The sequence below is a fragment of the Bacillus sp. XF8 genome, assembly GCF_017498755.1.
In the GTDB taxonomy this organism is placed as follows: Bacteria; Bacillota; Bacilli; order Bacillales; family Bacillaceae_G; genus Bacillus_A; species Bacillus_A bingmayongensis.
The window spans coordinates 71,237-95,859 of sequence record NZ_JAGDQK010000010.1 but is presented as its reverse complement, the minus strand read 5'-3'; the positions used below and the strand labels follow the sequence as shown (position 1 = coordinate 95,859).

The window sequence follows — 24,623 nt, the reverse complement described above, 5'->3', positions numbered from 1 at the left end:
TGAATTAAATATTATTATATATAAAAGAAAATAGGGAGTGTTTGTAATGAATCCATTATTACTAGATTTTCCTTCTGAGTTTTACACTGATAGACTTCTTATTCGCATGCCGAAACCAGGGGATGGAAAAGCTGTATATGAAGCGATTCGAGCATCAATAGAAGAATTAAAACCTTGGATGATTTTTGCCCAAAAAGAGCAAACGGAAGAAGAAGTAGAAGCGAGTATAAGAAGATCACATATTCAATTTTTACAACGTGAAGATTTGAGATTACTAGTATTTTTAAAAGAAACCGGCGAATTTGTAGCTTCTGCTGGATTGCATCGTATTGATTGGGAGATACCGAGATTTGAAATTGGATATTGGATAGATTCGCGCTTTGGTGGAAAAGGTTATATGACAGAAGCGGCGAAAGGGATTATGGATTATGCTTTTACTGAGTTAAAGGCAAACAGGATAGAAATTCGCTGTGATTCACGAAATATAAAAAGTAGAGCGATACCTGAGAGGTTGGGCTTCAACTTAGAAGGGATTTTAGAAAGTAGTGGTGTAGCAGTAGATGGTAACGGATTAAGGGATACGTGTGTGTTTGCGATGACAAGAAACAGGTATGAAAAAGAAGAGCTGTAATGTATTAGCTCTTCTTTTTTTGATTGTTAGAAAATTATGGAACGGGATGTCCATTAGAACTTTCAAAGATGGTAAACCATTGCTGACGATCTAATGTAAGTTTTGTTGCAGCAATAGCTGCCTTCACGCGATCGAGTTTACCAGAGCCAACGATTGGCATCATTTTTGCTGGATGAGCAAGTAGCCATGTATACATGACAATATCGATGCCATCAACATTTAGTTCATTCGCAATCTTTTGTAAAGTTTCGCGTAAGCGTACAGCACGTTCATTTTGTCCTGTAAAGATTTCTCCACCAGCAAGAGGAGACCAAATCATAGGACTAATTCTTTTTTCTTGGCATAGATCAATTGTACCTTTTTCAAAATGCTCAAGCTGCATTGCTGATACCTCAATTTGATTTGTAATAAGAGGGAAATCTAAATAAGAACTGAGCATGTTGAACTGAGATGGTAAAAAGTTCGATACACCAAAATGACGTACTTTTCCATCTTTCTTTAAACGTGTGAAAGCTTCTGCCACTTCATTTGGGTCCATAAATGGGTCAGGTCGATGAATGAGTAACAAATCAATATAATCAGTATGTAAGTTTTGCAGTGATTGCTCCACACTTTTCATGATATGTTCAGCGCTAGTATTATAATGAGCAACATAACGCTCTGGAAATTTTGGTGATGGGGGAGCGATTCCACATTTTGTGACAATTTGCATATTTTCACGTAAAGAACGCTGTAATTGTAATGCTTCCCCAAATAATGATTCACACGTATATCCTCCGTAAATATCGGCGTGATCAAAAGTTGTAATTCCCATATCCATACAAGATTCGACAAAAGAAAGTAATTCTTGTTTTGACATATTCCAATCTGCTAAACGCCAAAATCCTTGAATGATGCGAGAAAATTCAAGGTTATTAGCCATTTGAATTCGTTCCATTTTGAGTAGACCCCCTTGATGAATGATGATATTTTTGAAAAGGCTTTCTTATTCGGTACTATTATATAGTTATTAGACTGTACTTACAATGAATATATCTTTGTTGTAAAAACGATTTTATCCCGCTATTTGCGGGTAGTAAGCCCCCGCCTCAAGGGTAAGAGAAAAACGAGGAAGATAGGTGAGGGATAACTGTCCCTAAAAGCTCGATTCGTTCAATTAACCATCAGTGGGGCTGAAGAAATTCCACTTATGGAAGTTTCACTTTATCTGTATGGTATAATGTACGAAGATATAGCTATAAGGAGATGTACGAAATGATTCCAGTAACAATTTTAACTGGTTTTCTTGGATCCGGGAAAACAACATTATTAAATCGTATTTTATCAGAAGAACACGGAAAGAAATTAGCGGTTATTGTAAATGAAATAGGACAAATTGGCATCGATAATCAGTTAATTATGAATGTCGAAGAAGAAATTATGGAAATGACAAATGGCTGTTTATGCTGTACAGTGCGAGAAGATCTACTTGTTGCTTTAAAACAATTACTGGATGTAAAAGAAGAAGGGAAAATGGATTTTGATGGTTTAGTGATTGAAACGACAGGTCTTGCAAACCCAGGGCCGATTATTCAAACGTTCTTTTTAGATCCAGTTATTCAATCAGCATACAAAATTAATGGTGTTGTGACAGTGGTAGATAGCTATCATATACATAAACATTTTGAAAAAGGACTAGAAGCGAAAGAGCAGATTGCCTTTGCTGATATGATTTTAGTAAATAAAGTAGATTTAATTGAGGAAGCAGAAAAGGAAAAACTTCTTACTGAGTTACAAGGGATTAATCCGATGGCAAAATTAATTCCAACGACAAATTGTGAAGTAGATATTCCTGCTTTATTAGAAATTCAAACGTTTAAAACGCGTGATACACTAGAGATTTACCCACATAAAGAGCATCATCATTTAGAAGGTGTAAAATCATTTGTATTACGTGAAGAGCGTCCATTAGATTTACAGAAGTTAAATGAGTGGATGTCAGCTGTTGTTCAAGAGTTAGGAGAGTATTTATATCGATATAAAGGAATTCTATCAATTGATGGAGTAGATCGCCGTATTGTTTTCCAAGGTGTTCATACACTATTTGCTGCTTCTTACGATAGAGAGTGGCAAGAGGGAGAAGAGCGCATGAGTGAAGTGGTCTTTATCGGGAAAGACATTAATAAAGAATGGTTCCAAGAACATTTTAAAGAATGTGTAAAAAAAGCCTGCTAATTTAGCAGGCTTTTTCTTTCATCTATAAGTAATTCCATTACAACACCAACAACGGGTCCTTCATCGTCAATATCACCAGTTAAGTGAAAACCGAAAGATTCATATAGTCTCATTGCTGGTTTGTTTTCTGGATGAAGACTTAAATAAATTTTTTTACATTGGAATTTTTGTTGTAAATACTGGATGAGTAAGTGGAGAAAACGTTTCGCGTAGCCGTTTCCTTGAAAATGGTAATCAATCATAAAACGATCTAACCATACACTATCATCTTTTGCTGAATACCAACCGTACATTGCGTATCCAATAAGTGTTTCTCCATCATATAAACCTAATGACGTTCCATTTTCTTCATATAGAGATTCCGCTAAAGAAAATGTATTACTTTCAATGAATTGTTGCTGCTCCGTTGCTACGTCTAGAGCAGCGACTGAACGCCAATTATTTGCTGTTACTTCACAAATGTGAAGATTCATAGTTCCAACTCGCTTTCTGAAATGTTATAAAGCTAACACATGGATAATTTTACTTGTTATTTTGTGCAAGTCAAGTTGAAGCGTACGGAAAAAACAGCTGAATAGGATTCAGCTGTCTGATAGGAAATGTAAATTTAACTTGTAGCTTCTTTTAAAGCGTTCACGTTCTCTTCCATTAATGTAAAGTAATCTTTATTTTTCTTCGCATCATCTTCAGAAATAGTAGCCAGGTGATTCAACCGTAAAATTTTTGTTCCTGTTTCTTTTTGAATAACTTCTGCTACTTTTGGAGTAGAGAATGTTTCAAATAGAATATATTTCAAACCATGATCTTTTGCTGTTTTTGTAATGTTAGCAAGTTCTTTTTGTGACGGCTCATCAGAAGCAGAGATGCCAGCAACTGGTATTTGTTTTAAGCCATAGCGTTTTTCCCAGTATCCATATGCAGCGTGAGAAACTAAAATATCTTTCGTTTTTGCATCTGAAATAACAGATTTAAAATGATCATCTAAGTCAGTGAACTTTGTTTGTAGAGCAGCGAAGTTTTTCTCGAATTCTTTTTTATGATCTGGTTGCAATTCTACGAGTGCATCTTTAATTTTTTCAGCTTGCTTCATCGCAAGTGTAGGATCAAGCCATACGTGTGGGTCTTTGTCGTGATGGTGATGTTCTTCCTCTTTATGACCTTCCTCGTGCTCGTGGTGTTCTTCTTCTGATGAAGCGATAAGATCGAAACCTTTAGAGGCATTAACAACTTTTACATTCTCTCTTTTTAATGTTTTTTCCATTTTTTCTGCAAAGGGTTCTAATTCTGCACCGTTATATACGAATAAATCTGCCTTTGCAACTTGTACCGTTTGTTTTTGACTTGGCTCATATGTATGAGAGTCAGCGCCAGGTGGATAAATTGTTTCAACATTTACGTACTCACCACCGATTTTTTTAGCGAAATCAGCAAGTGGAAAAATGGTTGTATACACAGAGAGTTTTCCATCTTTTTTTGTCAATCCGTCTTTTTTGCCGGTACATCCAGCGAAAATTAATGTAAAAATAAGTATAAAAGAAAATACCATTAACCTTTTCTTCATGTCATTCTCCTCTTTTCTTTCTTTTCCAATTTTATTTTCTCCAAAAATAAGAGAAAAAATATCTTTTTATAGCAAAACGGAATAATTACGTTTTAAGTTGCGAACTTAGTATAATACATCTTTACGAAAGTTGCAATAAATAATAATCATTACGATTTGATTTTGTTATAAAGTTGTCAAAAAGGACAGTATTAATTTTTACGAATGTCGCATATGTGACAACACGTCTTTCATATATTGAGGTAGGGGGTATGAAAAGGGGATGAGAGATTGGATTACTTAATGGAGGCAATCTTATTGATATTAGCGGTAGTTTTACCATTAACATGTGTTTTGATTTTCCTCAAGACATTAATTAGTAATCTAGGTGACTCTACAATAATTACAAAGCTACCGACAGAGAAAAAAAGAGAGAAGAGTAAGTAAAGCACTTGCATCACGCATAGTGCTTTACTTATGATAGAATAAGTAAAAGGAAACTCCTATAAATAGGATTTGTACTGCCTGGTTGGACGGTATAAAATTAGATAAAGAGGTATAAAGATAAATGAATAAAAGAACAGCCTTAGTACTCGGTGCAAGTGGTTTAGTTGGACAAGAAGTGACGCAGCTATTGCTTGACTCAGATTACTATGATTCGGTTATGGTTTTTGTCAGAAAACCACTGCAATGGGAACATGAAAAGTTACAGCAAAAACAAGTCGATTTTTCTACATTAGAAGAGTATAAAGAATTGTTTGCTGTTGATGATGTCTTTAGCTGTCTTGGGACAACAATTAAGAAAGCAAAAACGAAAGCGAATTTTAAAAAAGTAGACTATGAATATACATTACGAGCAGCTTGTTTAGCAGAAAAACAAGGTGTACAAAATTTTCTTGTTATTTCTTCTATGGGGGCCAATTCAAAATCACTTTTCTTTTATTCACAAGTAAAAGGGAAGATGGAGGAAGAACTTCAAAAGTTGGTGATTGGAGGGATTCATATATTTAGACCATCACTATTGCTTGGGGATCGAGAAGAATTTCGTTTTGGAGAAAGATTGGCTGAGAAGATATTTGGTGTTTTGCCATTTGTATTTAATGGTACTTTAAAAAAGTATAAGCCGATTACAGCCGAACAGGTTGCAAAAGGGATGTATTTAGCGGCACTACGCGAAGAATCTGGTGTCCATATTTATAATTCCACAGAGATTACAATGATGGAATAATGAGAACGAGAAGGGGGAGCCCTTCTCGTTTTTATGTCGTATTAGTGGCGAGTCGGGGCTATTTTACCACGAGCACGTTGATATTGACGTGGCTCTTGTAATTCAAATCCAAGTTCATTGGCTGCTGTTCTTGGAAAATATGGATTACGAAGTAACTCGCGACCAATAAAGATTAAGTCTGCTTCATTATTTGCTAAAATTTCTTCTGCTTGTATACCACTTGTAATTAGTCCTACTGCACCTGTCGCGATGTCCGCTTGTTCTTTTATATGATTTGCATATTTTACTTGATAGCTAGGGTAAACGTCGATTTGAGCAGGGACAACTGCACCAGAGCTGCAATCAATTACATCTACACCTTGTTCTTTCATCCATTTTGCAAATTGAACATAGTCATGTACTGTTAATCCTTCAGGATGATAGTCATTTGCAGAAATACGAACGAATAAAGGACCATTCCAAACTTCATTTACAGCATCAATGATTTCTCTTAAGAAACGATAACGATTTTCAGGTGATCCGCCATATTCATCAGTTCGGTTGTTTGATAATGGAGAAAGAAATTCGTTAATGAGATAGCCATGAGCCGCGTGGAGTTCAATAATATCGAAACCTGCTTGTTTGGAACGGTATGCAGCATCTTGAAAAGCGGAAATTGTCTTTTGGATTAGCTGTTTACTCATTTCTACTGGGATTTTCATTGTATCATTAAATGCAATAGCCGAGGGTGCTACAGCATCTGTATGTAATTCAGCTTTTCGTCCAGCATGTGCTAACTGAATAGCTGATTTTGCGCCATTTTCATGGATGAGTGACACCGTTTTTTGTAACCCTGGAATATGATCATTATTCCATATACCTAAATCTTTATTAGAAATACGTCCCTCAGGTACAACAGCTGTAGCTTCAAGCATAACAAGGCCTACTTGACCAGCTGCTCGAGATGCATAATGGATATGATGGAAATTTGTAACCTTTCCATCCTCGTTTTCTGAAGAGTACATACACATTGGTGACATAACAATACGATTTTTTAATGTAATGTCTTTAATCGTATACGGTGAAAAAAGATGATAGTCCATAGTTATTCCCCCTTATTGCAGTTTCCTTTATTGTATCATCATCATTTTTGTTTCCATAATGAAACGCTTATTCTCGAAATTTTGTACATATATGTTACAATTACTGAAATGAATCAAATTGGGGGATAGGGCATGTACCGAGCTTATTATGAAAGTGAAATAGGTTTGCTTGAAATTACTGCAAATGATGAAGGGATTACTTCTGTTATTTTTGTGGAGGAACGGAAAGAAGAGAATAAAAGTCAAATTGTAGAACAGTGCCTCGCTGAATTAGATGAATATTTTAATCAAAAGAGAACTGAATTTACAGTACCACTGTCAGCAGTTGGAACGCCATTTCAAAAGAGTGTTTGGGATGCGCTTTATACAATCCCATATGGTGTGAGTGCTTCTTATTTAGATATTGCAGAAAAGGTTGATAACACAAAGGCAGTGCGTGCGATAGGCGGAGCGAATAGCCGCAATCCGATCTCTATTATTGTTCCGTGTCATCGTGTAATTGGAAAAAGTGGTAAGTTAGTTGGCTATGCAGGTGGCCTATGGCGAAAAGAATGGTTATTGAAACATGAGGGAATTTTGAAATAATGATGAAACTCTTTGTTTTAATATGAATGGTTTAATCTGTTATTTATGAGGAGGTACCATCATATAAAAGTCTCTTTTTTCAAATAACTAAGTTTTTTAGTATGTGGGACAACAGAAGTATAAGTAGGGGATAAATCAAGGAAAGAGGGATTATTTTGCATTGTATAAATTGTGGGAATCCTTGTTCTGACGGTCAGTTTAATTGTGAAGCTTGTCAGCAAATTTTACATAATAGAACAAAAGAGGAGACCTCACCAATCGAAAAAAATATGGAACAATATGTGGGAGTGCACTATCCATATTATAAAAGAAAATGGGATAAAGAAAGGAAACGAATAGCAAGGTGGAGTTGGAATGGATGGGCTGCTATTTTCAATGCCGGATGGTTTGGTTATCGAAAGTATTACTTACCTGCTTGTTTATTTGTAATTTTATTAGTAGCTTGTGATGCATTTTCATATTATATGGGATTTAATGTAGCACTCCCAATTATTAATATGGTTCCGCTTACTTTTCTATTGCTCATTTTGATGATGATAGGAGTCGGGATTTTTGCTAATGGGTTATATTATCGATTTGCTGAGCGGAAAATATATCGGATAAAAGCAACAGGAATAAAGAATGAAGCTGTTGAGGGGTATCTTATCCGTGATAGTGGTGGAACAAGCAAAATTGGAGCGGTTGTTGTTACAATTTTGACAGCTGCTAGTATATTTATGAGTCACTTTTTCTTTCCGACAGATCAAGATGTCATTCAAAAAGTACGAGCAAGTTCCCTTTATGAGTATCCTTTCTTTCCTATCGGAGAATCGTTTGAGCAGCATTTTCAGCAACCAAACTGGGGTTATTATCGCGGGGGAGATGGATTGGAATTAGTAGAATTTCATGGGTATAATCGTGGTATGACAAGACAGAAAATTGTCATTCAATTTGTTGTAGATTACAGGTTGCATGAAATTGAACCATATTCTTTTACAGTTAACGGTGAGCCACAAGGTGAAGAAGAATTCTTAAAAATGATGGAAGATGTGTTTCGTACGCAAGATCTTTTTGAGTTAGATGATGGATTACACAAAGATGATAAAAAAGAAATGTTATAAGAAATGAATGTAAAAGCAGATGAAGTAGCTTTTACATTCATTTCTTTTTTATTTTAGGAAAGAAAAATATTTCAAATAATCAGAATGTTTTGTATAATACTATCATACATGCTTTATTGTATACATACAGATTGGGGGAAGGAAGAATGAAGAAAAAAGTTACAACGCTTGCGGCACTTGCATTATCAACAAGTATGTTCGTTGCAGGTTGCGGAAATGGGGAGAAAGCATCGACAACGAAGAAAGAAACTGATAAGGGAATGGCCGATAAACAAGTGCTAAATTTACTAGAATCAGCAGAAATTCCTTCGATGGATACGTCAAAATCAACAGATTCTGTATCATTCCGAGTATTTGTAAATGCAATGGAAGGCTTATATCGATTAGATAAAGATAATAAACCGACTCCAGGTATGGCAAAAGATGTGAAGATTAGTGAAGACAAGAAAACATATACTTTTGAATTACGAGATGCAAAGTGGTCGAATGGTGATCCAGTTCGTGCACAAGATTTTGTATATGGCTGGCAACGTGCACTTGATAAAGCAACAGCAGCCGAATATGCATTTATTTTATTTGATGTAAAAAATGCTCAAAAAGTTAATAAGGGAGAGTTACCACTTGATCAGCTAGGTGTAAAAGCAAAGGATGATAAAACACTAGTAGTAGAACTAGAACAACCAGCTCCCTATTTTCTAGATCTTACATCATTTCCAACGTTTTTCCCTTTAAATGAGAAGTTTGTAAAAGAACAAGGAGATAATTATGCATTAGAAGCTGATAAAATTTTATATAATGGACCGTTTACGTTAAGTGAATGGAAACATGAACAAAGTTATCAATTAAAGAAAAATCCAAATTATTGGGATAAAGATACTGTAAAACTAGAAGAAATTAATGTCAGTGTCGTAAAAGAAACGAGCACAGGTGTGAACTTGTATGATAGTGATCAAGCAGATCGCGTAATTTTAACTTCAGAGTTTGTTGATAAATATAAAAAGAGTAAGCCAGATGAATTCAAAACGAAACTAGATCCGCGTATGTATTTCTTACGTTTTAATCAACAAAATCCAACATTTAAAAATCAAAAAGTGCGTGAAGCGATTGATTTAGCTTATGATAAAAAAGGTATTGCAAATGTCATTTTAAATGATGGCTCATTACCAGCATATTTCTTAGTACCGGAAAAATTTACAACAGGTCCGGATGGAAAAGACTTCCGTACTGTAAATAAAAACTTCCGTGATAGTAAAGACAATGCGGAAAAAGCGAAAAAGTTATGGGAGGAAGCAAAAAAAGAATTGGGTCAAGATACAATTACGGTAGAATTACTAAATGATGATAATGGTAGCCGGAAAAAAGTTGGCGACTTTATTAAAGAAGAGCTTGAGAAAAATTTACCTGGAATTAAAGTGAATTTAAAACAACAACCATATAAACAAAAATTAGATTTAGAGAAGAAATTACAATATGAGTTTTCACTATCAGCATGGAGCCCAGATTATCCGGATCCAATGACATATATTGATATGTTTATTACAGGAAGTTCATTTAATGAAATGGCGTATTCAAACCCGAAATATGATGACTTAGTTGCTAAATCGAAAGGTGAGTTGTTAACAGATGATGCAGCGCGCTGGAAAGCCCTTGCAGAAGCTGAAAAAATCTTAATTGGAGAAGATGCTGCAATTTCACCGACTTATCAGCAAAGTACAGCATATTTAGAAAAACCATATGTAAAAGGAATTGCAAATCATACATTCGGTGGCGATTTTAGTTATAAATGGGCATATGTTACAAAAAAATAGTATAATAAAAGATGCGTGAATTTTTACGCATCTTTTATTAGTGAGGTGGACTAACATTGCTAAAAGGTATTAATCATATTTGTTTTTCTGTTTCAAATTTGGAAAAATCCATTCAATTTTATGAAACAGTATTAGAGGGGAAGTTATTAGTAAGAGGGAGAAAACTGGCGTATTTTGATATATGTGGAGTATGGGTAGCGCTCAATGAGGAAGTAGATATTGCAAGAAATGAGATTCATCAGTCTTATACACATCTTGCGTTTTCTGTTAAACAAGAGGACTTTGGTCGGCTATTACAGCGATTAGAGGAAAATAAAGTTCATATTTTACAAGGAAGGGAACGTGATGTAAGAGATTGTCAGTCTATATATTTTATTGATCCAGATGGACATAAGTTTGAATTTCATTCAGGTACATTACAGGATCGTTTAAATTATTATAGAGAAGCAAAGCCGCACATAAAATTTTATTAATAAACATAGGGGGGAGAGAATGCATGCACTGATTATTGGTGGTACGGGGATGTTGAAGAAAGTATCTGTTTGGCTTTGTAATCAAGGAGTTCATGTTTCTATTATTGGACGAAATAGAAATAGATTAGAAGATGTGAAACAGACATGTCATTATCCAAGAAGTGTCATATGTATCTCTCTTGACTATCATGACAGCAAAGCTCTACAAGAAGCTATAAAGGAATCTATTAAGCAAAATGGACCTATCACATTAGTAGTAGCTTGGATTCATACAACTGCTAAAAAGGCGTTGCAAGTAATTTGGGAAGAAATTGAATTACACTCTAAGGCGTATCGCTTATTTCATGTGTTAGGGAGTAGTGCTTCTCGATTGGAACGTCAAAACATAGGAAGTTCCTTATGTAATTATCATAGAATTTTATTAGGATTTGTTTTACAAGGTGAATATTCAAGATGGTTGACTCATGAAGAAATTGCTAAAGGGGTTATTGCAGGAATTCAAAATAAAAAAAGTGAATGGATTGTAGGAACATTGGAGCCATGGGAATTACGGCCAAGATGATAAGGGGGATAAAAATGAAAACAACATTATATGTAACACGTCATGGAGAAACGGAATGGAATGTAGCAAAGCGTATGCAAGGAAGAAAGAACTCGAATTTAACTGAAACAGGCATGTTACAAGCAAAGCAGCTAGGGGAACATATAAAGGATATACCACTTCATGCGATATATAGTAGTCCAAGCGGAAGAACAATGCATACGGCAGAATTAATAAAAGGGGAGCGGAATATTCCAATTATAGCTGATGAGCACTTCTATGAGATTAATATGGGAACCTGGGAAGGGCAAATGCTTGCAGATTTGGAAGTGCAGTTTCCAGAGGAAGTACATACGTTTTGGAATGAACCTCATCACTTTTGTTCAACATCAGGCGAAAATTTTTATGATGTGCATAGTCGGGTGATGGAAGGAGTAAACCTTCTTTTAGAAAAACATAAAGGACAAAATATTTTAATTGTATCACATGCAGCAGCTGCAAAATTGCTGGTGGGGCACTTTGCTGGTCTTTCTGTTGAAAAAGTGTGGGATGATCCATTTATGCATAGCGCGAGCTTAAGTATCATTGAATTTGAAGGAACAAAAGCTAGTGTTAAACAGTTTGCCGATATAAGTCATTTTCAGCAAGTATAAAAAAGACCGCAAGAGAGCGGTCTTTTTACGTTCACTGTTAACAATAAGGTATAAAGAATTAATACTTACGTTTTTTATACCAAAAGTGATCGAATTTTTTATTCTTTTTATAGAATGAATGTTTGTGATGATTGCAATCATGGCATTTTGAATGCGAATCATCATCACATGATGAATGTTCGTGGTGATCACAATCACAATCATGATCTCGGAAGAATACAGTTTTTTTACAGAATGATCGTTTAGTCCAGAAAAATTTCTTTTCAAAGCGAACGCATTTTGTAACGAATTTGCATTTTTTTACACGTGTAATTTTTGTAACGAACGTACATTTTTTTACACGTGTAACTTTTGTAACGAATGTAAATTTTTTTATGCGTGTACAGCGTGTTCTTGGACAATCACAATCTTTATGACAGTCACAATCGTCATGTGAATGTTCTTCATCGCACTCAAAAGAAGATGGGTCTTGATGTAAAAACTCCTCCATTCCTGCACTTTTGATTTCCTCAACGGCTTTTCGAATATCGCGTTTCATGAAAATCCTCCTTATCACTAATTAAAATGAAAAAGTATCCTTTTACATTACTCATGATATGAAAGTGTTTATCACCTTGTATGAGACAAGAGTTTAATTATCATGGAAATTAGGTATATAGCGGATGTATGGACAAAATTTGGAGCATACATTGAATGAAGAGAAAGAGAAAGAGAAAAAGAAGGAGTGGGAGAATATGTTGCCTTCTTACGATTTTTTTATTCATCCGATGTATCTTGTCGAATTAAAGAAAGACATTTGGTCTGACAGTCCAGTACCTGCTAAATTAACATATGGGAAAAGAAAATATGATATTGACATTGTATACCGCGGAGCGCATATTCGAGAGTTCGATAAAAAATCATATCATGTTATGTTCTATAAGCCGAAACAATTTCAAGGAGTGAAAGAGTTTCATTTGAATTCTGAGTTTAAGGATCCGTCACTTATAAGAAATAAATTATCACTTGACTTCTTTAGCGATATTGGTGTGCTCTCGCCAAAATCTCAGCATGTTTTTATCAAAATCAATGGTCAAATTCAAGGGGTATATTTACAATTAGAATCTGTTGATGAAAACTTTTTGAAAAGCCGTAAATTACCGAGTGGCTCAATTTATTATGCAATTGATGATGATGCAAATTTTTCTTTAATAAGTGAGCGTGAGAAGGAGGTTAAAACAAATCTATCTGCAGGCTATGAGTTTAAATGTGCAAATGAACATAGTGAAGAACAGCTTAGTGAATTCGTTTATCAGGCAAATGTACTATCACGAGAAAAATATGAAAAAGAAATTGTAAATTATCTTGACGTTGAAAAATATTTGCGGTGGCTAGCAGGTGTTATTTTGACTCAAAACTTTGATGGATTTGTTCATAACTATGCATTGTATCATAATGATGAAACGGGTTTATTTGAAGTAATACCATGGGATTATGATGCTACATGGGGGCGTGATGTAGAGGGGAGGCCACTTAACCATGAGTACATTCGAATTCAAGGATATAATACGTTGAGCGCCAGAATTCTTGATATACCGATATTTCGAAAACAATACCGTAATATTCTTGAAGAAATTTTGGAAGAAAAATTCACAGTTTCTTTTATAAAGCCGAAAGTAGAGGGGATGTGTGAAGCGATTCGGCCATACCTTATACAAGATCCCTATATGGAAGATAAAATAGATATTTTTGATCAAGAAGCAGAGTTTATTTTTCAATATATAAACAATCGCCGTAAATATATACATGAACATTTAGATGAATTGTCATAAAACAAGAAAGAGATTGATATATTGTCAATCTCTTTCTTGTTTATATAAATCGAAATAAAAACGACATAGCCTCTATCTTTTTAGGCGAGAGACGGCTATGCATAGAAGGGTGCCCCATGCCAAGGGAAAACAGAGAGAAAATGAGCGTAAGTCATCTCTTAATCTTCATAGCAGCAACTTATATGTCGAAAAATCAAAATGGATTAAGATATATAAAACACTAGGCTTCTATAAAAATATTTGATTTCTTTTAAAATTTGTGTGAATAGGATACTATTTGTATAGGTGAGGTAAATTGAAACATTACACTATTTATAGGATGGTGAGAATATGGAAGTGAAATGGATCGAGTGGGTAAAACAAATACAAGCCATCGCTCAGGCTGGATTAACGTATTCAAAAGATGTGTATGATATTGAACGTTTCGAGCAATTACGTGATCTTTCAGTTACTATGATGTCTCATTATACGAAGACAGATTGGGAAGTGGTAAAGAAATTATTTGCTAATGAAACAGGTTATCAAACACCAAAAGTAGATATTCGGGCTGTTGTGCACCAGGATGACAAATTATTATTTGTGAAAGAAAAAAGTGATGGGAAATGGGCCCTTCCAGGGGGCTGGGCAGATGTTGGCTATACGCCAACAGAAGTGGCAGCAAAAGAAGTATGGGAAGAAACGGGTTATAAAGTTGATCATTTTCGATTATTAGCAGTATTTGATAAAGAAAAACATCATCCATCACCATCAATAGTGCATGTATATAAAATATTTATTGGCTGTGAAATTGTTGGTGGAGAAAAACAAACAAGTATTGAAACAGAGGAAGTAAAATTTTTTGGTGAAAAGGAAATTCCAGAGTTATCCACTGCTAGAAATACAGAGTGGCAAATTAGAGAGATGTTTGCTTATATGAAAGATAGGAATAGAAGAGCCTTACTTGATTAAGAAAAGTGTATAAATCTCTTTTTCTTTCCATTCATGCTTGGTATATTTATAATGAATTGTACATATTTTGGGTAGAGAATGCGGAATATATTGGCATGCATAAATATTTGTGGGATAATAGAGGGGTATGTGAGCAGAAAAGGAGATAGAAAATGTTAGCGAATTTAATAGAGCAGTTGTTACAATTTTTCGCAAGTCTAGGATACTTTGGAGTTGCCTTAGGGTTAATGATTGAAATCATTCCGAGTGAGATTGTTCTCTCTTATGCTGGATTTTTAGTTGCAGACGGTAAAATCAGTTTTGTTGGAGCGGTAATTGCTGGTACAATCGGTGGTACTTTGGCGCAAATCTTTTTATATTGGCTAGGATATTACGGGGGACGTCCTGTAGTTGAAAAATATGGAAAATATCTATTGATTAACAAGCATCATTTAGATGTGGCGGAAGGCTGGTTTAATCGATATGGGGCGGGAGTAATCTTCTCAGCACGCTTTATACCAGTTGTGCGTCATGCAATTTCGATTCCAGCAGGATTAGCGAAAATGCCTTTGAAAGATTTTACGCTATACACAGTAATCGCAATTATCCCATGGTCGATTTTGTTTATTTATTTAGGAGAAAAATTAGGTGGGAATTGGCGTCATATTAAAGAATATGCAGCTGACTATACACATTACATAATTATTGGGGCAGTGTTCTTTATTGCTCTTTATTTCGGTTTAAAGATATTGAAAAAAAGAAAAGCAGCTCGTTAAAGTCAATGATTTCATTGACTTTTTTTATATTTTTCAGTTCTAAAATAAAGAAGTTGTCCATAATGTGTAGTAATAAAGCGTAGCGGGGGAATGAAATGAAAGGATCACCGTTTTTACGTGGAACACTATTTTTAACAATGGCAACGATGATATCTAAAATGCTCGGATTTATATATGTTATTCCATTTACAGCAATGGTTGGTACTGGAGGATACGTATTATATACGTATGCATATCGGCCATATACAATTATGCTAAGTATTGCAACGATGGGATTACCACTAGCTGTTTCAAAAATGGTCTCGAAATATGATCAGTTAAATGACTATCATACAGTAAAACGGGTATTGAAAAGTGGAATATTTTTTATGATTTTCATGGGAGTAGTTTCATTTCTAGTTCTTTATATGTCAGCTCCATATCTTGCAAGGCTAGTGATTGATGGAAGTGATCAAACAGGCAATAGTATGACTGCTGTTACATATAATATTCAAATTGTTAGTTTTGCATTATTGATTGTACCAGTAATGAGTTTATTACGCGGTTTTTTTCAAGGATTTCAGTCTATGGGACCATCGGCATCTAGTGTAGTTGTGGAACAGTTTTTTCGTGTATTAACAATCTTAATAGGAAGCTTTGTTGTTTTGCATATTTTGAAAGCGTCTGTTTCGTTAGCGGTAGGAGTTTCAACTTTTGGTGCATTTATGGGGGCGGTAGCTGGATTAACTGTTTTGATTGGATTTTATATGAGAAGGCGGAAATACTTAAAACGAAAAGAAATTGCCAGTATCCCACAGACAACGAAGTCTTTTTTCGCTTTATACAAAGAGTTATTTACGTATTCAATTCCATTTGTTGCGGTCGGATTAGCGATTCCGTTGTATCAAACAATTGATACATTTACAATTAATAAACTTTTAATAGAGATAGGTTACGTACAAATCGAAGCAGAAAAAATAAATGCGATAATTGGGCTTGTTCAAATGGTTGTACTTATTCCAGTTTCGGTTGCAACAGCTTTTAGTATGTCTCTCGTTCCTGAGATGACGAAAGCTTACACAGCTGGAAATGTACAATTATTATATAAGCATTTCACGAAAACGAATATACTTGTTGTAGCGATTACAATTCCGGCAGCAATTGGAATGATGATATTAGCTAAACCTATATATACTTTTTTATTTGGAGTAGGAAATGATCCGAGTTTAGGAAGTGTTATTTTACAGTACTATGCACCGGCATGTATATTATTTTCATTATTTACAGTTACTGCTGCGATGTTACAAGGGATTGATCAGCAACAAAAAACAGTTCTAGGTTTAACCTTAGGAATGATAATAAAAGTGGTACTAAATATTGTGTTATTGCCGTACTTTGACTACACAAGTTTTATTATCTCAACATATGCAGGCTACACCGTTTCGGTTTCATTTAACTTGTGGATGCTTTCTAAATATGTTATAAAGGCAACATGAGCTTTTGAAAAGACAGAGCAGTCTCTGTCTTTTTCTATTTTGAAAGAAATTATGAAGAAAAGCGTTTTCAAAATAATTTTCTATTGAAATTTGAACGTTTGTTTCATATGCTGAAAATGGCGGTTCAAAAACTGTTGTTTAAGTGAGGTAGATTCCCACATGTAAAAAGAATCGGGGTGATAGTATGTTAAATATTTATTTAACAGACCGAAACGGAAAACTACAAGAAATAGAGGAAATTGAAAAAGGTTGTTGGATTAATGTACTCCATCCGACAGAAGAGGAAATTCAATTTTTAGTGCAAACATTGAATGTAGAATTGGATTTCATTAAGGATCCATTGGATGATGAAGAGCGATCTCGTATTGAAAAAGAAGATGATAATGCACTAATTATCGTTGATATTCCAACAGTGAGGCATGATGAAGAAGGAAACTCAATATATGACACGATTCCAATTGGTATGATTGTAATGCCGGAATGTTTCGTTACAATCTGTTTGGAAGAAAATCCAATTTTTGAGCGGTTTATTAATCAACGTATTAAAGAATTTTATACGTTTAAAAAGACGCGTTTTGCTTTGCAGCTCTTATATACGATTTCTACTTATTATTTAAGATACTTAAAACAAATTAACAGAAAAACAATTGACTTGGAGCATGAATTAAATAAGTCGATGAAGAATAAAGAAATCTTTACGTTACTAGGTCTTGAAAAAAGTTTAGTGTATTTTACAACATCTTTAAAAGCAAACAAAATCGTTATTCAAAAGTTAATGCGCAATAATACGTTTATTAAAATGTATGAAGATGATCAAGATTTACTAGAAGATGTATTAATTGAAAATAAACAGGCCATCGAAATGGCTGAAATATATAGTAATATTTTAAGTGGTATGATGAATACATTTAGTTCGGTTATTTCAAATAACTTAAATAGTGTCATGAAACTGTTGACTTCTATTACCATTATTTTATCATTACCGACAATGGTTTCGAGCTTTTTTGGAATGAACGTAGAAATTCCTCTTGGTAATAATCCACATGGTTTTATAATTGTAATGATTATATGTGCAACATTATCTTGCACTTTAGCATTTATTTTTTGGAAAAAACGTTATTTTTAAAGATTGAAAAAGCTGCTCTAGCATAGTTATGAAACTACGCTAGAGCAGCTTTTTTGCTTATAGTAAAGGATATTTAATATACGGAATATGATTGCTAACAAGTATAATATTATTATTTTCAAATTATATAAGACTTGTTAAAATTGCTATTTGGCGTTAAAATTACACATTGTTAATGAAAAGATGGAGGAAATACATCATGGAATTGTTTCAGTTACCGAAAGCATTCCTGCAAATGAATACAATATTTATCTCAATTTTAATTGAAGCACTACCATTTGTGCTAATTGGTGTATTTATTTCAGGATTCATTCAAATGTTTGTGACAGAAGATATGGTGGCAAAATGGATGCCGAAAAATCGATTTCTTTCTGTATTGTTAGCTACTTTTCTTGGAATGATGTTTCCAGGTTGTGAGTGTGGAATCGTTCCAATTGTAAGGCGGTTAATTGGGAAAGGTGTCCCGCCGTATGCTGGAATTGCATTTATGTTAACGGGGCCAATTATTAACCCAGTCGTATTATTTGCAACGTATGTAGCGTTTGGAAGTAGTATGCATATGGTATGGTATCGCTCAATTGTGGCAATTATTGTCGCGATTATTGTTGGACTGATATTATCATTTATGTTTAAAGATCATCAACTACGTGATGACCATTTCCCGGAAGTGGATCATAAGCGTCCGCTACGTAAAAAAATGTGGGATGTTTGTACACATGCGGTTGAAGAGTTTTTCTCAATGGGAAAATACTTAGTTATGGGAGCGTTGATTGCTGCTGCTGTTCAAACGTTTGTACAAACTTCAACACTACTTGCTATAGGTCAAGGGCCGTTTTCTTCATCAGCTGTTATGATGGGACTTGCTTTTATTTTATCGCTATGTTCAGAAGCGGATGCCTTTATTGCTTCCTCGTTCCAAAGTACGTTTTCAACAGCGTCACTTGTCGCGTTCCTCGTATATGGACCGATGGTGGATATTAAAAATATGTTTATGATGCTTGCGACATTTAAAACAAGATTTGTAATTGTTGTGACTGTTACTGTTACACTCGTTGTTTATGCAAGCTCACTACTCATTTATGCGATGGGGTGGTAGGTTATGTTTCGAGCGTATATTTTACTTGGTTTTACAATTTTAATAGCACAGCTTCATATTTCTGGAAATATAACGAAATATATTAATATGAAGTACGCGTATTTATCAACAACTGCTGCAATTATTTTAGGATTTTTAACGATTGTTCAAATCATTATTGTGTTTCAAAAAGAACACGGGAAGAAAGCAGAAGAACATGCTTGTGGCTGTGACCATAACCACTGTGGACATGATCATTCAAAAGATGAAAATACATGGTGGAAACGCACTTTTGCTTATACCTTATTTTGTTTCCCTATTATTACAGGGTTATTCTTTCCAATTGCGACATTAGATTCGGATATTGTAAAAGCGAAAGGGTTTCATTTTCCAGTTTCGCAGCCGGATAGTCAAGATCCATTTATGAGAAGACAATTTCTAAGGCCGGATACGAGTATTTATTATGCGAAAGAAGGATATAGAGATGTAATGGAGAAAGGGAAAAAACAATTTGTAAATAAAGATAAGATAGCTTTAAATGATGAGAACTTCTTAAAAGGAATGGAAACAATCTACAATTATCCTGGAGAATTTACAGGGAAGAAACTTTCTTTTAAAGGATTTGTCTTCCGCGATGATTCTGCAAAGAAAGAGCAATATTTCTTATTCCGCTTTGGTATTATTCATTGCGTAGCGGATTCAGGTGTATATGGTATGCTGGTGAAAAAACCAGAGGGAGTAGAGTGGAAGAATGATGATTGGATTGAAGTGGAAGGTGAAATTTCAACGGAATTTTATCAACCATTCCACGCAAATATTCCTGTTTTAGAAATAACAAAATGGAATAAAGTTGAACAGCCGAAAGAACAATATGTATTTAGAGGAGCCGATTGATTATGATCGGTTCTTTTTTATAGACGTAAAGTTCTAAAAATTGTTAATATATAATATATAGTTCACTTAGTGTAATTTTTGTATGCAAGATGAACAGAAAAGTATGGGAAAGCTCGGAAATTCTCATATTAATTAGTATGTTGGACGTGTAGGATTGTGAGAAGTTAGGGAGTAGTTATTTAGTTTCTATGCCATTTGATATTTACGAATGAATTTAAGAGGTGAAGGAAATGGGAGAAATAAAGGGGAAAACAGTTAATGAATCACGAGTTTTTAAAACAAGTCGTGTCTTTCCAACAGATTTAAATGATCATAACACATTATTTGGGGGTAAAATATTAGCTGAAATGGATATGATTGCATCTATCTCAGCAACGAGGCATTCACGAATGGAATGTGTCACGGCATCGATGGACTGGGTGGATTTTTTACATCCAGTTCGTTCAACTGATTGTGTTAGCTATGAATCATTTGTTATTTGGACCGGGAGAACGTCGATGGAAGTGTTTGTAAAAGTAGTGGCGGAAGATTTAATTTCTGGTGAAAAACGAATTGCAGCAACATCTTTTGTTACATTTGTGGCCCTTGGAAAAGAAAATAATCCAGTTCCTGTTCCACGTGTGATTCCGGAAACAGAAGGAGAGAAAAAATTACATGAGATTGCTGTTTTACGTGCGCAGCAACGTCATATTCGAAAAGCAGAAAGTAAGAAAATTGCAACGTTATTAACTTTATAAGTGACCTGGAATGAAAAGCGGACACCTAAATTTAGGTGTCCGCTTTTATAGTTTTTCATCTGCATATCGCCTTGGGAGAGCTAACTAGCAAAAGCAAGCAGCACCGACGATAATTAAGAGGATAAATAGTACGACAAGTAACGCAAATCCATTTCCATGTGCGAAGCCCATTGTTATTTCCTCCTTTTATTGTAAGATACAACATACAATATGCAAATTCACTTTTGTTTGACAGGGACATATATCACGAAACTGTGGATTTTTCTTGTATGTTAACGTAAAAAAAAGGAAAGATATAGGAATAACAGCTTTTGAAGAAAGGGTTTTATCCATGAAAAAATGTATAGCCATTTTGTTATGTATCATAGGGATATTCATATGGATGAACATCGATCTAGAAATGGGGAAGAAAATGGCGAATCAACTTGAAATATCACAAATTCGGCAGGGGAGTTTTCAGTCATTTGCAAATGGAGAAGATTTATATCGGAATATGTTTGAAGATATCAATCGTGCTAAAAAATTTATTTATCTTCATTTTTATATTGTAGGTAAGGATAAAGTCAGTCGTGAATTTTTAGAACTATTAGAGAGGAAAGCATCGAGTGGTGTGGATGTGAAATTATCGGTAGATCGAATTGGTGGCTATAAAATTAAGAAAAAAGTAATTCGGCAGTTAAAAGAAAAGGGTGTTAAGTTTACTTTTAGTAAAAAGCCTAAATTAAAAAATCTGTTTTATTCATTACATCAACGTAATCATCGCCGTATTGCAGTGATTGATGGAAAAGTTTCTTATGTCGGTGGTTTTAATATTGGAGAGGAGTATCTCGGGAAGGATCCTAAATTCGGGAGATGGCGTGATTATCAATTGCGCATTGAAGGGGATGGCGCAGTTGATATGGAGCGGAAATTTGCAGAAGATTGGCATGCAGATACTGGTGAAAAGCTTTCTTTATATAAAGAGGTTTCTACGCAAGGAAGTGCAAAATATCAGTATGTATTTTCTGATGGGAAAGGATTTTGGAAAGAGTATAGTGCACTACTGAAGCAAGCTAAAAAGTCAATTATCATTGCAACGCCATATTTTGTACCAGGAAAAGAAATGATAAACGTTTTACAAGAGGCATTGCAGCGAGGAGTTGCTGTAAAGATTCTTGTTCCATTTAAAAGTGATGCTCTGTTATTAAAACAAGCTGCTTATCCACATTTAAAAAAGATGCTAAATGCTGGTGCAGAGATCTATCAATACCGAGATGGCTTTTTTCATGGAAAGGTGACAATCATTGATGATATAAGTGCTGATGTAGGGACAGCTAATTTTGATATGCGCAGTTTTTATATAAATACAGAGTCAGACTGTTTTATCTATGATAAAGCAGTTGTTGCTGAAGTATGGGAGAAATTACAAAAGGATTTTCATGATTCTAAACGATTAACAGACAAAGATTTTGACAAAATAAATAGTTGGGATTGGTTTCTAGCAAAAGTGGCAAACGTTCTGGCTTTCTATTTATAGGCATATATTTAGAAGAAAGGGGGGAGTTATAATATGAGATGCATGGAAGAATTAATGAAGTGTAGTTATGAAGTGATTCATATGATCGGTGAGTGTATGAATAAGGTGGAAGATGAAGAACTAGGAAATATATTAAAACAACATTTGCCCTATATTTTACAAGCTTACAATGAACAGGTGAATTTTCAAGAGGGTGAAAATGTACAGCATATAATTTGTGAACAATTGGAGTCTCCCCTTATCCAAAATAACATACCAATGAAAAATACTAGTAAAAGCGATATCGAAGTTGCTATTTCTTATATTTCAAATTTAAAAAGATTAGCACTCAGGTTTGCCCAAGTTGCAGTAGAAGTTGCGAATCCAGAGTTTCGTTCTTTTTTGGAAAGTTGCTTCGTTAAAATGAATCGTTATGCATATAGTGTGTGGCAATATGTTGTGAAGAAAGAATATAAGATTGAACATATATATGAAGATGAAAAATTTGCATAGAAAAACAAGACGGAATAGTAGCCGTCTTGTTTTTTTGTATAAGAATTATAAACTTTTTACCATTCCACCATCAACAAGGAATGATTGCCCGGTCATATAAGTATTTGCATCGGATGCAAGGAATGTAGCAAATTTAGCAAATTCACTAGGACGACCATATCTTCCAAGAGGGATAATTGCTTCATATTGTTTTTGAACGTCTTCTACTGCAATTTCGCGTTTTTCGGCAGCTGTTTCATCGAGAGAAGCGATGCGGTCTGTAGCGATACGTCCAGGTGCAATCGTATTAATTAAAATATTGTATGGAGCAAGTTCAGATGATAACGTTTTTGCTAACCCTGTAATGCCGACGCGGAATGTATTCGATAATAGTAATCCGGGAATTGGCTCTTTAATAGAAGACGAAGCAATGTTAATAATTTTGCCGCCTTGCTCCTTCATATATGGAAGTACTTCACGAATCATACGAACGTAACTTAATAAATTGAGTTCAAATGAGCTGTACCAATCTTCATCTGTTAATTGTTCAAATGTACCTGGCTTTGGTCCGCCAGCATTGTTAACTAAAATATCGATTGTACCAAAAGTTTGTACAGTATATGCCACCGCTTGTTTGATATTTTCTTTATTTGTGACATCACAAACTGTATACATGGCAGTACCTTTGTTAAGAGCAATCAGCTCTTTTTGTAAGGATGCTAGCTTTTCTTCATTACGACTAAGTAGCATAACATTTGTTCCTTCTTTTATAAGCTCTGTAGCAATTGCTTTTCCTAAGCCTTGACTAGAAGCGACAACTAGAGCAGTTTTTCCAGCTAATCCAAGTTCCATATGTATCAACCTTTCTTTTTTATATTACTTTTATTATAGGTGAAAACGCTGCAAAATTAAAAAAATAAGATTGTTGTTATCAGAAAATTTACAAACATTTACCGTATCTTTACTCTTTTCTAATATTTCCTTCAAAAAAGAGAAGTAATATGAGATTGTACATATTCTATCAAAAGGGGGATAAGCAAATGAGTAAATGGGTTAAATCTTTGACTGCTATGGCACTTGCGAGCTCTTTATTTCTGGTAGGTTGTAATAATAATGATGAGGAAAAGAAGAAAGATGAAGAAACTACAACACAGCAAGATGAAAAGACAGATCAGGAAACGAGTAAGGATAGCAATTCTTCAGATTCAAAGGAAAAAAAATAAGATTATGTTATGTATAGTGGAGCTTCCTCAGGTGATGAGGAAGCTTTTTTAGTTGTATATTTTTCGTTTTTGAGAAAAAATAGAGAGAAATAGAGAATAAGGAGAAGAGAGATGAAAATATGCATATTTGGAGCAACTGGAAGAGTTGGGGCCCAGTTAATGAAACTGGCATTACAAGATTCACATGATGTCACAGTATTAGTTCGTGATCAAAATAAGCTTGTGGTAAAACATAACAATCTACATATAGTAGAAGGAGATGTATTGCAAGAAAATGATGTGAAGAAGGCTTTAAAAGGAGCTGAAATTGTTTTAAGTGCTCTTGGGACAGATGAAAATAGAACGTTATCGAATAGTATACCTAGTATTATAAAACATATGGATGAAGAGGGAGTGAAAAGGATTATCACGATAGGAACAGCAGGTATTTTACAGGCTCGAACAAATCTGAACATATATCGGTTTCAATCGGAAGAATCAAAAAGAAGAACAACAACAGCTGCAGAAGATCATTTAGCTGCTTATGTAGCTTTAAAGAACAGTGGGCTATGCTGGACAATTGTTTGTCCCACATATCTAATTGATGGTGAAGAAACGGGTATGTACCGGACGGAGGCAAATATGTTACCACTGGATGGATCGAAAATTACGGTAGGAGATACGGCTTGTTTTACATGGTCTCTAATAAATGAAAAAGTATATGAAAATAGCCGCGTAGGCATTGCTTATTAAAAAAC

28 protein-coding genes are annotated in these 24,623 nt (G+C 34.6%); 21 read left to right on the top strand and 7 right to left on the bottom strand.

What is annotated here, in order from left to right:
• The first annotated feature begins 46 nt into the window (after positions 1-46).
• Positions 47-631, top strand: a complete 585-nt coding sequence (locus tag J4P91_RS07275; protein ID WP_017152115.1) for a GNAT family N-acetyltransferase — start codon at positions 47-49, stop codon at positions 629-631.
• 34 nt (positions 632-665) lie between these two features.
• Here the strand turns inward: J4P91_RS07275 and J4P91_RS07270 are convergent, their stop codons facing one another.
• On the bottom strand, positions 666-1,568 hold the full coding sequence (locus J4P91_RS07270) for an aldo/keto reductase (RefSeq protein WP_207993412.1): 903 nt from the start codon (positions 1,566-1,568) through the stop codon (positions 666-668).
• 317 nt (positions 1,569-1,885) lie between these two features.
• On the opposite strand from J4P91_RS07270, the gene J4P91_RS07265 reads away from it, so the two are divergent.
• Positions 1,886-2,845: a CobW family GTP-binding protein gene (locus tag J4P91_RS07265; protein WP_207993411.1), complete on the top strand. Its 960-nt coding sequence runs from the start codon at positions 1,886-1,888 to the stop codon at positions 2,843-2,845.
• Here J4P91_RS07265 and J4P91_RS07260 read toward each other — a convergent pair.
• Together J4P91_RS07260 and J4P91_RS07255 are read right to left on the bottom strand one after the other, a co-directional pair.
• Complete coding sequence (locus J4P91_RS07260; protein ID WP_207993410.1) at positions 2,842-3,318, bottom strand: GNAT family N-acetyltransferase; 477 nt, start codon at positions 3,316-3,318, stop codon at positions 2,842-2,844. The genes J4P91_RS07265 and J4P91_RS07260 overlap by 4 nt on opposite strands.
• 134 nt (positions 3,319-3,452) lie before the next feature.
• Positions 3,453-4,406 (bottom strand): metal ABC transporter substrate-binding protein, encoded by a 954-nt coding sequence (locus tag J4P91_RS07255; protein WP_207993409.1) that lies wholly within the window; start codon positions 4,404-4,406, stop codon positions 3,453-3,455.
• 547 nt (positions 4,407-4,953) lie between these two features.
• Between J4P91_RS07255 and J4P91_RS07250 the strand changes: the two genes are divergently transcribed.
• Positions 4,954-5,613: an oxidoreductase gene (locus tag J4P91_RS07250; protein WP_017152109.1), complete on the top strand. Its 660-nt coding sequence runs from the start codon at positions 4,954-4,956 to the stop codon at positions 5,611-5,613.
• 41 nt (positions 5,614-5,654) lie between these two features.
• Here the strand turns inward: J4P91_RS07250 and namA are convergent, their stop codons facing one another.
• Positions 5,655-6,695, bottom strand: coding sequence for an NADPH dehydrogenase NamA (gene namA / locus J4P91_RS07245; protein ID WP_207993408.1), 1,041 nt, complete (start codon positions 6,693-6,695; stop codon positions 5,655-5,657).
• Between the two features lie 132 nt (positions 6,696-6,827).
• Between namA and J4P91_RS07240 the strand changes: the two genes are divergently transcribed.
• The 6 genes from J4P91_RS07240 to J4P91_RS07215 all read left to right on the top strand — a co-directional run bounded on the left by J4P91_RS07240 (position 6,828) and on the right by J4P91_RS07215 (position 11,855).
• Positions 6,828-7,280: a methylated-DNA--[protein]-cysteine S-methyltransferase gene (locus J4P91_RS07240; RefSeq protein ID WP_017152107.1), complete on the top strand. Its 453-nt coding sequence runs from the start codon at positions 6,828-6,830 to the stop codon at positions 7,278-7,280.
• A 155-nt stretch (positions 7,281-7,435) separates the two neighbouring features.
• Positions 7,436-8,380, top strand: a complete 945-nt coding sequence (locus J4P91_RS07235; RefSeq protein WP_207993407.1) for a DUF2628 domain-containing protein — start codon at positions 7,436-7,438, stop codon at positions 8,378-8,380.
• 146 nt (positions 8,381-8,526) lie between these two features.
• Positions 8,527-10,188, top strand: a complete 1,662-nt coding sequence (locus J4P91_RS07230) for a peptide ABC transporter substrate-binding protein (protein ID WP_207993406.1) — start codon at positions 8,527-8,529, stop codon at positions 10,186-10,188.
• Between the two features lie 56 nt (positions 10,189-10,244).
• Entirely contained in the window at positions 10,245-10,661 is a 417-nt protein-coding gene (gene fosB, locus J4P91_RS07225; protein WP_017152104.1) for a FosB/FosD family fosfomycin resistance bacillithiol transferase, read from the top strand.
• A gap of 19 nt (positions 10,662-10,680) precedes the next feature.
• On the top strand, positions 10,681-11,223 hold the full coding sequence (locus J4P91_RS07220) for a short-chain dehydrogenase (RefSeq protein ID WP_207993405.1): 543 nt from the start codon (positions 10,681-10,683) through the stop codon (positions 11,221-11,223).
• 14 nt (positions 11,224-11,237) lie between these two features.
• Entirely contained in the window at positions 11,238-11,855 is a 618-nt protein-coding gene (locus tag J4P91_RS07215; protein ID WP_207993404.1) for a phosphoserine phosphatase 1, read from the top strand.
• 58 nt (positions 11,856-11,913) lie between these two features.
• On the opposite strand, the gene J4P91_RS07210 is transcribed toward J4P91_RS07215, so the two are convergent.
• On the bottom strand, positions 11,914-12,393 hold the full coding sequence (locus J4P91_RS07210; RefSeq protein ID WP_207993403.1) for a CotG/ExsB N-terminal domain-containing protein: 480 nt from the start codon (positions 12,391-12,393) through the stop codon (positions 11,914-11,916).
• 196 nt (positions 12,394-12,589) lie between these two features.
• Between J4P91_RS07210 and cotH the strand changes: the two genes are divergently transcribed.
• From cotH to J4P91_RS07170, 8 genes are all read left to right on the top strand, one after another.
• Positions 12,590-13,666 carry a spore coat protein CotH gene (gene cotH / locus J4P91_RS07205; RefSeq protein ID WP_207993517.1) on the top strand — a complete coding sequence of 359 codons (1,077 nt, stop codon included), beginning with the start codon at positions 12,590-12,592 and terminating at the stop codon, positions 13,664-13,666.
• A 330-nt stretch (positions 13,667-13,996) separates the two neighbouring features.
• Complete coding sequence (locus tag J4P91_RS07200; RefSeq protein ID WP_207993402.1) at positions 13,997-14,614, top strand: NUDIX hydrolase; 618 nt, start codon at positions 13,997-13,999, stop codon at positions 14,612-14,614.
• A 152-nt stretch (positions 14,615-14,766) separates the two neighbouring features.
• Positions 14,767-15,369 (top strand): undecaprenyl phosphate transporter UptA, encoded by a 603-nt coding sequence (gene uptA / locus J4P91_RS07195; protein WP_207993401.1) that lies wholly within the window; start codon positions 14,767-14,769, stop codon positions 15,367-15,369.
• A 95-nt stretch (positions 15,370-15,464) separates the two neighbouring features.
• Complete coding sequence (locus tag J4P91_RS07190) at positions 15,465-16,844, top strand: putative polysaccharide biosynthesis protein (RefSeq protein ID WP_207993400.1); 1,380 nt, start codon at positions 15,465-15,467, stop codon at positions 16,842-16,844.
• A 184-nt stretch (positions 16,845-17,028) separates the two neighbouring features.
• On the top strand, positions 17,029-17,970 hold the full coding sequence (locus tag J4P91_RS07185) for a magnesium transporter CorA family protein (protein ID WP_017152096.1): 942 nt from the start codon (positions 17,029-17,031) through the stop codon (positions 17,968-17,970).
• A gap of 199 nt (positions 17,971-18,169) precedes the next feature.
• Entirely contained in the window at positions 18,170-19,066 is an 897-nt protein-coding gene (locus J4P91_RS07180; RefSeq protein WP_207993399.1) for a permease, read from the top strand.
• A gap of 3 nt (positions 19,067-19,069) precedes the next feature.
• Positions 19,070-19,939 (top strand): TIGR03943 family putative permease subunit, encoded by an 870-nt coding sequence (locus J4P91_RS07175; protein WP_207993398.1) that lies wholly within the window; start codon positions 19,070-19,072, stop codon positions 19,937-19,939.
• A gap of 230 nt (positions 19,940-20,169) precedes the next feature.
• On the top strand, positions 20,170-20,676 hold the full coding sequence (locus J4P91_RS07170; RefSeq protein ID WP_207993397.1) for an acyl-CoA thioesterase: 507 nt from the start codon (positions 20,170-20,172) through the stop codon (positions 20,674-20,676).
• Positions 20,677-20,760: 84 nt separating this feature from the next.
• Here the strand turns inward: J4P91_RS07170 and J4P91_RS07165 are convergent, their stop codons facing one another.
• Positions 20,761-20,847, bottom strand: coding sequence for a YjcZ family sporulation protein (locus J4P91_RS07165; protein WP_000505094.1), 87 nt, complete (start codon positions 20,845-20,847; stop codon positions 20,761-20,763).
• A gap of 160 nt (positions 20,848-21,007) precedes the next feature.
• Between J4P91_RS07165 and cls the strand changes: the two genes are divergently transcribed.
• Positions 21,008-22,192: a cardiolipin synthase gene (cls, locus tag J4P91_RS07160; RefSeq protein WP_207993396.1), complete on the top strand. Its 1,185-nt coding sequence runs from the start codon at positions 21,008-21,010 to the stop codon at positions 22,190-22,192.
• A gap of 33 nt (positions 22,193-22,225) precedes the next feature.
• On the top strand, positions 22,226-22,684 hold the full coding sequence (locus tag J4P91_RS07155; RefSeq protein WP_207993395.1) for a spore coat protein: 459 nt from the start codon (positions 22,226-22,228) through the stop codon (positions 22,682-22,684).
• Between the two features lie 45 nt (positions 22,685-22,729).
• Here J4P91_RS07155 and J4P91_RS07150 read toward each other — a convergent pair whose 3' ends face one another.
• Positions 22,730-23,515: an SDR family oxidoreductase gene (locus J4P91_RS07150; protein WP_207993394.1), complete on the bottom strand. Its 786-nt coding sequence runs from the start codon at positions 23,513-23,515 to the stop codon at positions 22,730-22,732.
• 188 nt (positions 23,516-23,703) lie between these two features.
• On the opposite strand from J4P91_RS07150, the gene J4P91_RS07145 reads away from it, so the two are divergent.
• Complete coding sequence (locus J4P91_RS07145) at positions 23,704-23,886, top strand: hypothetical protein (RefSeq protein ID WP_207993393.1); 183 nt, start codon at positions 23,704-23,706, stop codon at positions 23,884-23,886.
• 111 nt (positions 23,887-23,997) lie between these two features.
• Positions 23,998-24,618: an NAD(P)-dependent oxidoreductase gene (locus tag J4P91_RS07140; protein ID WP_207993392.1), complete on the top strand. Its 621-nt coding sequence runs from the start codon at positions 23,998-24,000 to the stop codon at positions 24,616-24,618.
• The last annotated feature ends 5 nt before the right edge of the window (positions 24,619-24,623 follow it).